A 14,522-nucleotide genomic window follows, 5' to 3' on the forward strand; every position below is an offset into this window, starting at 1 on the left:
TCCCACAATAAATATACGCAATTTGACGTTTCAAAAAACGGTGTCATTTTGAATAACTCCCCAAACGGCAGTAAAACGCAATTAGCGGGTAATATTAATGGTAATGCATCATTGCAAAATAGCGCCAAAGTTATATTGAACGAAGTGAATTCACAAAATATCAGCCAATTAAATGGTTATATCGAAGTGGCGGGTCAAAAAGCTCAAGTTGTCATCGCCAATCCGGCAGGCATAACCTGTAATGGTTGTGGTTTTATTAATGCAGACCGGGCAACCTTAACGACGGGTAAACCGATAATAGAAGATGGAAAATTGATGGGTTATCAAGTAGAAAGGGGGAAGATAGCCATTACAGGGGAAGGGTTAAAAAATTCAGGGCAGGATTATACCGATTTAATCGCACGCAGTGTCAGTGTTAATGCTGAGTTATGGGCGAATAAAGAAATTAATATTGTGACAGGTAAAGCGAAGGTGAGTGCGGACCTGACAAAGATTGAAAAAGTCGCCTCAGCCACCAATACCGAACAGCCTGAATTTGCAGTGGATGTTTCAGCATTAGGCGGAATGTATGCAGGAAAAATTAAGATGGTGGGCACCGAAGCAGGGGTAGGTGTTCGTAACAATGGGACACTTATGGCAAGTGCGGGAACGTTGAATATCTCGGCGGATGGTAAAATTTTAAATAATGTGGGGGGTAATCTTAAGGCAACACAAGATATCTCACTAAACAGTCAACATATAGAAAATCATGGCACGATTGCCAGTCAAAAAAGTGTCAGCTTAACGGGAAAAACAGACGTAAAAAATTATGGCACAATAGAAGCAAAAGAAGACATCCAACTTAAAGCTAAAGCATTGGTAGCCAATGAAAATAGATTATCAGCAGGAAAAAATCTTAGTGCAGAAAGTGATGAATTTCTGAGTACCTGGACAGGGAATGTGAACGCTAAAAATATTACATTAAATGCAATGCACACCAAAAATGTGGGCAAAATGAATGCGGTTGAAAAGGTGGAAATTAAAGCATCATATGCCGAAAATGCGGGTGACTTATCATCAGGAGAAAGCGTTACTGTATCGAGTGATAAAATCAAAAATGATTGGTTTGGCGTGATTCAGTCGAAAAATATTACTTTAGAAGGGAAAAATTTTGAGAATTATAGTGAAGTGAATGCCAAGGATAAATTAAGCATTATTGCTGATGTTCTGAACGTAAATAAACTGATATCTGAAAATGAAATATCGGTCGAAAATGAAAATAATATTATCAATAAGGATACAGGCTTAATTCAAGCTGGAGAAGTTGTTTCATTATCTGGAATAAATATAGTTAATGAAGGTAATATTAAAAGTTCATTTGTAGGTTTAGGTGCCGGACATGTTGGAACCGTGGTTAATACTTGGCGTGGAAAAATAGAAGCCGATCAATTTGTTTCCATAATAACAGATCAATTTGATAATTGGGGATTAGTAAGTAGTGAAGATGGGCGTATTGTATCGTATGGGAAAATGTATAACCAAGGTCAAATAGCGATAAAATCAAAGTTACATTTTCAACATAGTGAATTTAAAAATGATTGGAACGGTAAACTATCTTTCAACTATGCTATGATTGAGCCTAGTTCTGGGGATTTGGATAATGATATTATTAACTATGGTCTAATAGAGGCTGATACGATGAATTTGTATTATGCTAATGTTTTTAATTATGGAAAAATTTTAGCGACTAATTTAAATTTAGGTGGCAATCTTTTTGTAAATAGTTGGCAAGGTCTAATAAAGGCTAATGAAATATATACTGAGTTTGAAAATTTTAGAAATTACAATGAAATCACTGCTGCTAACAATTTAACTATTGCTGGTAAAGATGGCTATAACCAAGGAAAAATTCTCTCATCAGGAGAATTAGATATAATCAGTAACAACTTTAAAAATGACTGGCAGGGAGAAATCAGTGCCAACACGATTAAAATAGCAGGACAAAAAAATGAAGAAGGAATAATTGAAGGACGATTTGATAATCGAAAAACCATTCATGCTAATGATACATTGATGATAGACACAATTGAATTTTACAATAATGGAGAGTTATTTGCCCAAAATAAGATAGATGTTGTCAGTCAAAATTTTAAAAATGATTGGTTTGGCGTTATCGATACCAAACACCTAGTTTTTAAAGTTAAAAATGGGGTTGAAAATTATGGAAAAATCAAAGCAGATGAATTATTAGAAATAAGTGATTAATATTCATCAAAGATTAACGACTATAAACAGTAACAAATAAAAGTTTATATCGTTAAAATTATCTTTCTGGTTTATCGGTTATGATTCAATAATGGGTAAACCAGAATTAAGTTCTTATAAATTGAATAACTTATTAAATTGCATTCCGTATTAATAGATTAAAAATTTTATCGATCAATTATATTCATTAAATTTTAACGCAGCAAAGTCGGCACTATTTTTGATTAATGGATGAAAGTAAAGCTATCTAATATTCCCTGTTTAAAATATAATTAATTTAATAGTTAAAGTACCAAAAATACCAAAATTGACAAAAATATTAATAAATTCTTTGACTAAATATAACACTAAATTTTATTATACAAATATTAAGTTATCTAAACAATATAAAAAGATTTATTCTTGTTGCTAACTTAATGATAGTCTCTAATCATTATGCAAGCAATTTGTAGTAATTGTCCCAAACGTGTAAACCATATCGCAGTCGTTTTAGTTATATTAATTTCAAACTTTTTTGTGTTGTCTGATGTTGAAGTGATTTTAGAAAGTTTGTTGTACATTATTTAATGTTTAACCTTAGTATGATTGATTACGGCTATTAAGAAATAGATGAAAGGTGAAATAATTCTATGAATAAAGATTTTTATCGTATTATTTTCAATCGGGTTCGAGGGTTGTTCATTGTTGTATCTGATATTGCTCAATCAAATCAAGTTGTGGTTAGCAAACATCTGCAAGCAAAGAGCATTCACGTCAAGGATGATTCAATCAAAACTACTCAATCTTATGTATTAAAGCCGTTAGTTTTTTTATCCTACGTAGCATTAGGGCTTGTCAGTATGATTGGCATCAGTTACGCAAATAATATCGTTGTCGATCAAAAAGCCAATCAAGCTCACCAACCAACAATTCAAGGTTTACCAAACGGCGTGACACAAATCGATATTGCCGCACCATCAAAAGGGGGCGTATCCCATAATAAGTATACGCAATTTGACGTTTCAAAAAACGGTGTCATTTTGAATAACTCCCCAAACGGCAGTAAAACGCAATTAGCGGGTAATATTAATGGTAATGCATCACTGCAAAATAGTGCCAGAGTCATATTGAACGAAGTGAATTCACAAAATATCAGCCAATTAAATGGTTATATCGAGGTGGCGGGTCAAAAAGCTCAAGTTGTCATCGCCAATCCGGCAGGCATAACCTGTAATGGTTGTGGTTTTATTAATGCAGACCGGGCAACCTTAACCACCGGTAAACCGATAATGGAAGATGGAAAATTGATGGGTTATCAAGTGGAAAAGGGGCAGATAGCCATTACAGGGGAAGGGTTAAAAAATTCAGGTCAGGATTATACCGATTTAATCGCACGCAGTGTCAGTGTTAATGCTGAGTTATGGGCGAATAAAGAAATTAATATTGTGACAGGTAAAGCGAAGGTGAGTGCAGACCTGACGAAGGTTGAAAAAGTCGCCTCAGCCACCAATACCGAACAACCTGAATTTGCACTGGATGTTTCAGCATTAGGTGGAATGTATGCCGGAAAAATTAAGATGGTGGGCACCGAAACCGGCGTGGGTGTGCGTAACAATGGGACAATCATGGCAAGTGCGGGAACGTTGAATATCTCGGCGGATGGTAAAATTTTAAATAATGCTGGGGGGAAGCTCAAAGCCAAACAAGATATCTCGCTAAAAGGTAAAAGCATTGTAAATCATGGCAAAATTGCTAGTCAAAAAAATGTCAATTTAGCAGGAAAAAATATTGAAAATTATGGTGAAGTTAATGCTAAAGAGCAATTAAACATTGTTGCTAATGATGTTAATAATTTAAATAAACTCACATCTGAAAAAAATATATTAGTCCAAAGTGATAATATTATTAATAAGGAAACAGGTTCGATAGAAGCTAAAGAAAATATTTTTTTAAAGGGAAACGATATTATAAATGATGGTACTGTAAAGTCGAACTTGATAAGTTTAGGCGATTATGATGAATCCAAATTAGTCAATACGTGGCAAGGTAAGTTGATTGCAGGTGAGCTAATAAAAGTTTTGGGTAAGCAATTTTTTAATTATGGTTTAATTAATGGTGATTCTGCCAATATCATATTAAAAGATCTTATGAATAATCAGGGTAATATCATATTAAGGAAGGGGATAGAACTATTATCTAAGGAATTTATCAACGATAAGAATGGTAAGTTACAAAGTCAATTTCTAAAAATTGATAATAATGATAAAAACTCAAAATTCTTCAATTATGGTTCCATTAATAATGAAAATATATTTGTAAAAATTGGTAAAATTTATAACTATGGCCAAGTGTTAGTTAAAGATATGATTTTTTTAGACACTTCCATGCTTGAAAACAATAGTAAAGGGATAATAAAATCCGATAAAGTCTTTTTATTTTCTTTAAAACTCTATAATTTTAATGAAATTCTTGCTGAAGAATTGCTTCAAATTAACTCATTAGAGTTGTTGTATAACCAAGGTAAATTATATTCTAACGATACATTATCTATACTAAGTTATAATTTTAAAAATGATTCACAAGGAAAAGTTAAAGCCAATCAAATAATTTTTAATGGTGTCTTAGTGACTGATAAAAATAAATTTGAAGAGAATGAATTCGATTATCAAAGTAGCTCTACCGGCAAAAAAGATTTAAAATTTAATATTGATGATTTATACAATCAAGCAAAAGCAATGTCATTAGAAAGACTAAAAGCTAAAGGAGATAACTTCAAAAATGATTGGCAAACAGATACAAACTCAACCAAAACTGAAACAAAAGAGATAAAAACTGATAATAAAAAAGAGATAAAACCAAATGATAAAATAATAATAAATCCTAATGAAATTAAATATAATGGTCAATCATTAACTCAAAATGTGATAATGATTGATAATAAAAATTCAAACAGTGAAAAGTTGGGTATCCTAAGGTCACACCAGCTTGAATCCACTTTTGATTATGGAATGGAAAATTTGGATACGATCAAGAAGACAGATTTACACTCAGGCATTAATAATTCGCAATCTACAATTGATCATTCAGTTTCTAATCTGTTCCAGAATTTAAACAATAATACATTTATCAATGATGATCTAAATTTAAATAAAGCAAAAATGATAATATCCAACATTACTGATATGATTATTTTCTCTCTAATTAAAAGTAATAGTGTCAGTACCAAAATGGATAATCAGCCCAGTGAACTTTCTCATCCATAGAATAGTTCACTGATTATAAATCAGAACCTAATTTAGGTAGTAATAAATCACAGACTAAATTAGGTTCGATAAATTCAAGATTTTTTATACCGACCTCAAATTATTTAATGTAATTTTTTTAAATTTTTTCAGTTAAATTAGTATTAATAATTGTTATAAATTCAATTAGTAATATTAAAACCATAAAATTCTCTATTTCGTTGTAATAGTTCTTGTTTATTTATTGATCTATATGTTTCTTTATGTTTCTTAGGCAGTTATGTTTTTAATTAGCTGTATATAACTTAATGCATTAACAATTGATGAAAGGTGGAAATAAAATGAATAGAAATTTATATAGAATTATTTTTAATAAAGCTCGAAATTTATTTATTGTTGTATCCGAACTGGTTAAATCGCATCAAATGGTGGCAAGTAATAAAAATAAAGTTGAAATTATTCATCAAAAACACGACTCAATTTACCCAACAAAATCCTTCAAAATAAAGCCATTAATATTTATATCGTATATCGCATTGGGAATGGTTAGTCTGATTGACAGCAGTTATGCTAACAATATTGTCGCAGACAAATCAGCCAATCGTAATCAACGTCCTGATGTTTATCAACTTTCTAACGGAACCTATGTAAGTAATATTGCTACTCCATCGAGTAGTGGGGTTTCACATAATAAATATACTCAATTTGATGTAGCCAAAAATGGTGTCATTTTAAATAATTCCCCAGACGGTAGCAAAACGCAATTAGCGGGTTATCTTAGTGGTAATGCATTAATCAAACAAAGTGCTAAAGTCATTTTGAATGAAGTCAATTCACCTAATATTAGTCAGTTGAATGGATACATTGAAGTAGCTGGTCAAAAAGCACAAGTAATCATTGCCAATCCAGCGGGTATAACCTGTAATGGATGTGGTTTTATCAATGCTGACCGAGCAACCTTAACAACCGGTAAACCGCTAGTAAAAGACGGTAAATTGACTGGGTATCAAGTTGAACGTGGACATATTTATGTTACCGGGCAAGGCTTAAAAAATACCGGGCAAGATTATACGGATATCATTGCTCGAAGTGTAAAAATTAATGCTGAATTATGGGCTAATAAAGAAATCAATGTGATAGCAGGTCAAAATAATGTCGGTACAGATTTAAGCTTTACTGAGAATAAAAAAGATAATATTTATGAAGATAAATATAATTTTGGTATTGATGTATCTGCGTTAGGTGGTATGTATGCTGGTAAAATTACATTGAGTGCAAATGAACAAGGTGTCGGTGTACGTAATTCAGGAACATTGGGTGTAAGCGCTGGAGACCTTAACATTAATACCAAAGGTATGATTGTTAATAACCATTATATATCGGCAAAGGGTTCAATCAATGTTAATAGTTCTGCATTTGAAAATAATATGACCATCACCAGTGGAAAAAATCTTAATATAAAAAGTCATGAGGTAAACAATTTTGGTAAGATTTCCGCCGGAGAACAATTCACTGCTGATAGCTCTACTATAATAAATACCAATAACATCAAATCAAAAAACGTTCAATTAAAAGAAGTTAAACAATTTAAAAATTATGGTGTTATTGAAGCAAGTAATGATTTAAATATAAAGGCTGGAACGATACATAATGCAAATAAAATATTGGCGGAAAAGAATATTGCCATATCTAGTTCCTCATTATTCAATGATAAACAAAGTTTGATTCAATCAAATACTCAAAATATTAGTTTAGATTCTAATAATTTTGAAAATCAAGGCACGATAAAGTCATATCATCTTTATGTAAATAGTCAACATTTTATAAATCAAAGTACTGGAAATATAGAAATTGGTAAATATATCGGTTTAAAGGGTTCGACATTTGATAATTATGGTTTAGTTAAGTCTTCACTTGATTTAGAAAGTTCGGTAAATTACTTAAATAATTATGGAAAACTCTCATCCGATCGCATTAAAATCGATGCTAGTGAATTTAAAAATGCTGGAAAAGGTGAGTTATTCGCTAATGCGATATCTTTATCAAGTTCTAATTTCGAAAATCACAATTATATAAACGCGACAAAAATTCTGAATCTTACGGTGAAAGATAACTTTTATAATCAAGGCATTTTGAGCGCTAAAGAAAAGTTGAATTTTTCGACTTATAAACTTAAAAATGACTGGAATGGTACGATTGTTGCTAACGAAATATCAATTTCTTCAAGTCAAAAACTTGAAAATCATAATTTAATTGAAGGGTTAAGTAACTTAACAATTAACGCTAATGATTTATATAACCAAGGGAAACTAAATTCTTTTGGAGAAATCTTTTTTAAAGGTCTCAACTTTAAAAATGACTGGAATGGTAGGGTTAGTGCTAAAAAAATATCACTTTCAAGTGAAAAACTCGAAAATCACAACTCTATTAGTGCAATTAATGATTTAGCTATTACCGCTACTAATTTATATAACCAAGGCGATTTATCATCTGATAATTCAGTGTTGATAAGTCAAGGTTATTTCAAAAATGATTGGAATGGATTCGTTAAAGGTAAGAATATCACGATTACTGGACAAAATTTAGAAAACCATAATCAAGTTAATGCAGAAAAGTTATTAAGTATAAATTCAATAAAAGTTTATAATCAAGGAACATTAGCTTCTAAACAAACCTTAGATACAAATTCAAATTATTTAAAAAATGATTGGAAAGGGCAAATGCAAGGCTATGATATCAATATTTCAGGAGAAAAGTTTGAAAATCATAATATTGTCGATGTATACAAAACAATGTCTATAAAATCTAAGGATGTTTATAATCAAGGAAAACTTATTTCTGAACATTTTATAGATTTTACCCCAACTAAACTATTTAATGATTGGAAAGGTGAAATAATTGCTAGACAAGGAGTAAATTTTGCCGGTAAAGAACTTGAAAATCATAATTTTATTAAATCTAGTGATACAATAAATATTAACGCTGATAAAGTTTATAATCAGGGGCAAATAATTGCCAATAATAAAATGTTTTTAAAAGCGAAAAAAGTTAATAATGATTGGAACGGTAAAATTTATAGTAATACAATTCATATTAAAGTTCCTGAACTAATCAATGGTGGCTTTATTATTGGAGATATAAAACATGACGAATTTTAAGTGAATCATTGAATTGCTTATTTAACTAGAAATAACTACGATCCTAGCTTATAGATAATATAAATAGGATCGTAGTTAACTATTTATTAAATTATAAATAGTTTTAAATCTATATTCTTTTAATAATGATTAATTTAACATTAATTTTTACGCAGATAGCCTAAAACCCGAAATGAATCAATATTCCATAAACCGTCTTTATAAATTAAAGGAAGCAAGGCACGAGAGCTAGCATTAGGACCTGGGTTTTGCTGGACAATTTCAATCTCATTATCGCTGACTTTACTGATAATAGCGACATGACCATATCTACTCCATCCCATTACAATAATATCCTCAACTTGAGGTTTTGACGGTGAACCATTGTGATATTGCAGTAGATTGCGTTTGGGATTGATTTTTCCGTCGGCGATAGAATCATCAAAAAAATCTTTTGCATGACCATAACTATCTGGCATCTTATGATTAAAGCGCTCATAGTAATAACGCTTAATAAATTCGACGCATTGGTATTTCAAACCGAGATTATATCCATCCTTAGATGTATTGCGCCCACTCACATTATCTACGCTACCATTATAGTAAACTTTAACACCATTAAATTCATCGACAACAACGCCTATTTTATCTTTATCAATCAGAAAATACGCATCAATTTTTTGACCAAAAAGGTAGATACTTAATGACAAAATCAACATAATTAAAAATAGACTTTTTTTATATTTGAAAAATATTTTCATTGTTTTCTTGAAGTCGATAATTTGAATTCATCCTGATATTTTATTTGAAGTATTTTTTAATTAAAATCGCTTTTTATAAGAAAATCTAAAAAGAAGGTTAAATAATTTAATGTAAGATCTGAAAAATTTTTTCTCCATACATTGAATGGTCGAAATATAATCAATGTGGATATAGATATTTTGAAAATTATAAGATTATTTATTTAATTTACGATAAAACTGAATTATTATTGATTAAGCAAAAAAGTTAAGGAAAATCATCAAATGATAAGGCTTGTTAAGTTTATAATAAGTGGCTCGGTTCAAGGTGTGGGTTTTCGTTTTTTCACTTATCAAAAGGCTATTAAAATCGGTCTGGTTGGATATGTAAAAAATCTCGATAATGGTGATGTTGAAATAGTTGTTCAAGGTAGTAGCCATCAAATATCTTCAATGACACAATGGCTTAACCTAGGTGGACCTCGTTCAGCCAATATTGTTAAAATAAATATTTATGAATTATCGTCTAAAGAAAATTTAACTTCTTTTAATGTCAGATATTAATTTGATAAAAAATGCAGTAAAATGATATAAATATTTGGCTCTTAGAATAATTGCTTCTCTTAATCATTAACTAACTTTATTAGCGTAATTGAATTATGTTATGAACAAAAAAAATTTTATCTGTATTTTACTTCTGATCATAGTTGTTGGTGTTTACTATTATTATCAAAAGGGTGATGATAGAGTTGAACAATCGCCAGCAGATTTATCAACCATGCCCATTTATCAAAGTGATGCTATGGTTACTAATGTTTATGATTTATCAGGAGAAATTAGTTATAAAATTGAATCTGCGCATGTGAAGTATTTTGATAATTCAGACTATACCGAATTTGATTTACCAAATGTTACCCTTTATGATGAAAACCATGTCACAACATGGAAAATAAAGGCTAAGAAAGCCACTTTAACAAATGATAAACTAATTTACCTTTATCAAGATGTTCAATTAGATAATCTTGTTCCTGATGCTCAGTTACAACAAGTTAAAACAGATAATGCACTAGTAAATTTGAACACGCAGCATGTAACATCTAAAGATCCTGTATTTCTTAAAGGTATCGGATTTTATTCAACGGGAATTGGTTTAGACGGAGATTTACAGGCGAAAACGGCTGATATCCTTGAAAATATAAAAACATATTATAAAACTGAGGCAAAATAAAAAATGAGTTTCCCCAAAAAAGCTTTTTTACCATTATTTTTAATATTAACTATATCATTGAGTAGCTATGCAGAAGAATCCATCACTCAATTACCACCTGTAAAGCAAGAGCCAACACAAAATACAACGATTAACAATAAACCTATTGCTATTGATGCAGATAATCAACAAATTGATATAGAAAATAATACTGTTACTTTTAGTGGGAATGTCCATATTACGCAAGATGATTTAACCATTATTGCAGATAAAGTGGTGATTACGAATATGCAAGATTCGTCAAAACAAAAAATCACAGCTTATGGCAAACCCGTTAATTTTAAGCAAATTTTGCCTGAAAAAAACACAATTGTTACCGGTCATTCTTCACAAGTAATCTATAACGTTAAAGAAAACATGGTAACGTTGCAAGGCAATGCGAATATGTATCAACAAGATAATCATGTAAGTAGTGAAGTCATTACTTATGATGTAAAAAAACAACATATTGCAGCACATCTAAGTAAAAACGTGCGAGTTAAAAGCACTATCTTCCCAAACCAAGTTAAAGAGATAAATAAATAAAATGTCAATTTTAAAGGCGGAAAATTTAGCTAAAGTTTATAAAAAACGGCGAGTGGTTGAAGATGTCAGTTTAACGGTTAATTCGGGGGAAATCGTTGGATTATTAGGGCCTAATGGTGCAGGTAAAACGACCACGTTTTATATGGTTGTAGGAATAGTGACGTTAAATGCAGGTAAAATCTATTTAGATAATGATGATATAAGCGTTTTACCCTTACATGAACGAGCGCAAAAAGGTATTGGTTATTTACCACAAGAAGCCTCAATATTTAGAAAGTTGTCGGTTATTGATAACATCATGGCTATTTTAGAAACTCGTCAAGATATCGATAAAAACGAAAAAATCGAAAGAGCTGAAGAATTACTCGAAGAATTTCATATTACGCACATACGAGATAGCATTGGACAGTCTTTATCGGGTGGTGAAAGGCGACGTGTTGAAATTGCCAGAGCTTTAGCTGCAAATCCAAAGTTTATTTTATTAGATGAACCATTTGCAGGCGTTGATCCAATTTCTGTAATTGATATCAAAAATATAATAAAACATTTAAGAGATCGTGGTCTTGGTGTTTTAATTACCGATCACAATGTGCGTGAAACGCTAGATGTATGTGAAAGAGCATATATTGTGAATAAAGGACATTTAATCGCTGAAGGAACACCAAATAGTATTTTAAATAACGAATATGTTAAGCGTGTTTATTTAGGAAATGAATTTAAACTATGATAAAACCTAGTTTGCAGCTGAAAGTTTCTCAACAATTATCGATGACGCCACAATTACAACTTGCTATTCGATTACTTCAGTTGTCAACATTGGAACTACAACAAGAAATTCAAACCGCACTGGAAAATAATCCATTATTAGAAATTGCTGAACACTATGACGAAATTAACGTTGACGACAGTGAAGAGACTGAAGATTTAGATACCCGTGAAGCATTAGATAGCCAAGAAATACCTGATGATATACCATTAGATGCTTCTTTAGATGATCTTTATTCTGCAGGGACACCGTCTGGTACTTATTCGGATTATCGTAACGATGAATTACCTATCTATCAGGGTGAAACTCATGAAACGCTATACGATTATCTAAAATGGCAACTTGATCTTACCCCTTTTAGCGAGACTGATCGCGCCATTGCAATTTCAATCATTCAAGCCATTGATGATCGTGGTTATTTAACGGCGACAACGCAAGAACTGCTTGAAGCACAAGGTAATAATGAAATAGAGCTTGATGAAATTGAGGCTGTTTTAAAGCGGATTTGGCATTTTGACCCAATTGGCGTGGGAGCAAGAACGCTACAAGAGTGTCTGTTAATTCAAATTCAATATTTAGATGCCCCAAAATTAGTTAAACAGATAATTGATAATCATTTGGATTTATTGGCAAACCATGATTATCGGACATTGAAAAAATTACTCAATGTGAGTGAGGAACAACTTAAAGCCTCGATTGAATTTATCAAGCATTTACATCCTTATCCTGGTGACATGTTGAATACGACGCAACCTGATTATGTTGTTCCCGATGTACTAGTTAAAAAAGTGGCGGGTAAATGGCAGGTTGAATTGAATACCGATACCATACCCAACCTACGCATTAATCAACACTATGCGAAAATGGCAAAATCGGCTAATGACAGCGATGGTCAATATATTCGTGCAAATTTGCAAGAAGCGAATTGGTTTATAAAAAGTATTGAAAGTCGCAATGAAACTTTATTCAAAGTGAGTCAATTTATTGTTGAACATCAACAAGCTTTTTTTGAGCATGGAACAGAGCAGATGAAACCGCTGATTTTATCTGATGTTGCCACGGCAATTGAAATGCATGAATCCACTGTTTCGAGAGTAACATCGCAAAAATATTTGCAATGTTCGTGGGGAATATTTGAACTTAAGTTCTTTTTTTCCAGCCATGTTAATACGGAATCAGGTGGAGAAGCCTCATCTACTGCAATTCGAGCTTTAATCAAAAAATATATTTCAGCAGAAGACCGAAAAAAACCGTTAAGTGACAGCAAGCTAGTCTCAATATTTGAAGATCAAGGCATTATTATTGCACGCCGTACCGTCGCCAAATATCGAGAAGCATTATCTATTCCGCCGTCAAGCCAACGTAAACAACTTTAGTTATACCGTTAAATTTCATTCAATCATGATGTATGAGTGATAGCTTAACTGACGGGTGATGAAGCACAATCTATAAACCATTGAAAATGATCGCTAGATTGTTTAATTGAATTCACTCATCGTGATGATTTATTCTCATAATTTTTGTTCTTGTTTATGACTATCAGCATGCCACATAAAGATGATATCATCCCAACTATCATTCCACTTTTTTCATCAAACGTCATTTCCGTTGAATCATAAAAATGAAAGAATATGATTAATTGTAATATCACAACTAAACTAGACAATATGATACTCGTTAAATAACGATGGCTAGGTACGACAGAAGATGCGATTGAAACAGCAATTCCCCAGATTAACATTGCTCCCAAACCTGCTTTTAACAATATCCTATTCGGCCCATTTTGCATATGTGTTAGATTTTCAATAATATTAAAGAACATTGAAGCGCTAAAAAAACCGATTACATAGCCAATTATAAATCCAGGTAAAACACATAACCATCTTATCCAGGCAGACCAATTTCTCATAAAATAAATACCGCCATTGTCATCCAAATCTGCCCACCCTTTTTTCTTAGGTTCTAAATCGACAGATTCATTCAATTTGGCATATTTATCTAATATTGCTTCAATATATTGATAATCAGCTAAATGATCAAAACAATCTTTAGTTAATTTATAGCGATCTGATTCTTGATTCATTGTTTTTTGCATTAAGCAAATGCTGTTATTAGTATGATTATATTCAATATTATATAAAGAAAGATTTTCAATACTCTGATCATGCTTAATTATTTGAATTATTTGATTGTCAATAACAACTTTACTAATGATTGGATGCCGTTGAATGTTAATTGTATTTTGACATTCAATATTCTCATATTTTTTAAAATAGACAATGTATTTATACACTATCTTGTTTTCTTGCAACTGAGCAATCTTGTTAACCCTACTAATTCTCAACATTTCGCCTTCAATAGTCAGTTCTTTACCGATATAAAAATGTTTTTTGAAAATTTTATCTTGTTTATTCGGGGTTTGCTGGAAGTATTTTGATTGCGCAATGATGACTTTTTGTTTTAATGAGGGAAGTTCAACAATGTGTGTTTTATATCCCCCCTTTCTCTGTATAAAATAGATAGTAAAGACAATAAATGAAACAAAACCAATTAATATTATGGTGAGATCTAACCATATAGATAGGAAAATGTGTTGCATATTTTTATTCCTTATGAACAATT

General features: G+C 31.4%; 10 protein-coding genes. 8 read left to right on the forward strand and 2 right to left on the reverse strand.

The features are described 5' to 3' along the window. The 3 genes from ACKJXD_RS10950 to ACKJXD_RS10960 form a co-directional block, all read left to right on the forward strand. The coding region (locus ACKJXD_RS10950; RefSeq protein ID WP_430876300.1) for a filamentous hemagglutinin N-terminal domain-containing protein at positions 1–2,244 on the forward strand (2,244 nt) is incomplete at its 5' end. Positions 2,245–2,873: 629 nt separating this feature from the next. Then, complete coding sequence (locus ACKJXD_RS10955) at positions 2,874–5,486, forward strand: filamentous hemagglutinin N-terminal domain-containing protein (protein ID WP_430876301.1); 2,613 nt, start codon at positions 2,874–2,876, stop codon at positions 5,484–5,486. 320 nt (positions 5,487–5,806) lie between these two features. Further along, complete coding sequence (locus ACKJXD_RS10960) at positions 5,807–8,623, forward strand: filamentous hemagglutinin N-terminal domain-containing protein (RefSeq protein WP_220215703.1); 2,817 nt, start codon at positions 5,807–5,809, stop codon at positions 8,621–8,623. 140 nt (positions 8,624–8,763) lie between these two features. On the opposite strand, the gene ACKJXD_RS10965 is transcribed toward ACKJXD_RS10960, so the two are convergent. Next, positions 8,764–9,363: a CHAP domain-containing protein gene (locus ACKJXD_RS10965; RefSeq protein WP_220215702.1), complete on the reverse strand. Its 600-nt coding sequence runs from the start codon at positions 9,361–9,363 to the stop codon at positions 8,764–8,766. Positions 9,364–9,627: 264 nt separating this feature from the next. Between ACKJXD_RS10965 and yccX the strand changes: the two genes are divergently transcribed. From yccX to ACKJXD_RS10990, 5 genes are all read left to right on the forward strand, one after another. After that, positions 9,628–9,906 carry an acylphosphatase gene (yccX, locus tag ACKJXD_RS10970; protein ID WP_430876302.1) on the forward strand — a complete coding sequence of 93 codons (279 nt, stop codon included), beginning with the start codon at positions 9,628–9,630 and terminating at the stop codon, positions 9,904–9,906. A 100-nt stretch (positions 9,907–10,006) separates the two neighbouring features. Further along, complete coding sequence (lptC, locus tag ACKJXD_RS10975; RefSeq protein WP_220215700.1) at positions 10,007–10,570, forward strand: LPS export ABC transporter periplasmic protein LptC; 564 nt, start codon at positions 10,007–10,009, stop codon at positions 10,568–10,570. A 3-nt stretch (positions 10,571–10,573) separates the two neighbouring features. Next, on the forward strand, positions 10,574–11,134 hold the full coding sequence (gene lptA / locus ACKJXD_RS10980; protein WP_220215699.1) for a lipopolysaccharide transport periplasmic protein LptA: 561 nt from the start codon (positions 10,574–10,576) through the stop codon (positions 11,132–11,134). A 1-nt stretch (position 11,135) separates the two neighbouring features. Next, positions 11,136–11,861 (forward strand): LPS export ABC transporter ATP-binding protein, encoded by a 726-nt coding sequence (gene lptB / locus ACKJXD_RS10985; RefSeq protein WP_220215698.1) that lies wholly within the window; start codon positions 11,136–11,138, stop codon positions 11,859–11,861. Beyond that, entirely contained in the window at positions 11,861–13,276 is a 1,416-nt protein-coding gene (locus ACKJXD_RS10990; protein ID WP_430876321.1) for an RNA polymerase factor sigma-54, read from the forward strand. The genes lptB and ACKJXD_RS10990 overlap by 1 nt, the downstream gene beginning before the upstream one ends. Positions 13,277–13,392: 116 nt before the next feature. Here the strand turns inward: ACKJXD_RS10990 and ACKJXD_RS10995 are convergent, their stop codons facing one another. Further along, a complete protein-coding gene (locus ACKJXD_RS10995; RefSeq protein ID WP_430876303.1) occupies positions 13,393–14,499 on the reverse strand; it encodes a hypothetical protein in 1,107 nt (368 codons plus the stop codon). Between the last annotated feature and the right edge of the window lie 23 nt (positions 14,500–14,522).

Source organism: Gilliamella sp. G0441 (assembly GCF_050589305.1).
Lineage (GTDB): Bacteria > Pseudomonadota > Gammaproteobacteria > Enterobacterales > Orbaceae > Gilliamella.

Excerpts from the sequence above, each read along its gene's own strand:
- ACKJXD_RS10965 (WP_220215702.1), bottom strand. The coding sequence starts at position 9,363 with ATGAAAATATTTTTCAAATATAAAAAAAGTCTATTTTTAATTATGTTG.
- lptA (WP_220215699.1), top strand. The coding sequence starts at position 10,574 with ATGAGTTTCCCCAAAAAAGCTTTTTTACCATTATTTTTAATATTAACT.
- ACKJXD_RS10955 (WP_430876301.1), top strand. The coding sequence starts at position 2,874 with ATGAATAAAGATTTTTATCGTATTATTTTCAATCGGGTTCGAGGGTTG.
- ACKJXD_RS10995 (WP_430876303.1), bottom strand. The coding sequence starts at position 14,499 with ATGCAACACATTTTCCTATCTATATGGTTAGATCTCACCATAATATTA.
- yccX (WP_430876302.1), top strand. The coding sequence starts at position 9,628 with ATGATAAGGCTTGTTAAGTTTATAATAAGTGGCTCGGTTCAAGGTGTG.
- ACKJXD_RS10960 (WP_220215703.1), top strand. The coding sequence starts at position 5,807 with ATGAATAGAAATTTATATAGAATTATTTTTAATAAAGCTCGAAATTTA.
- lptB (WP_220215698.1), top strand. The coding sequence starts at position 11,136 with ATGTCAATTTTAAAGGCGGAAAATTTAGCTAAAGTTTATAAAAAACGG.
- lptC (WP_220215700.1), top strand. The coding sequence starts at position 10,007 with ATGAACAAAAAAAATTTTATCTGTATTTTACTTCTGATCATAGTTGTT.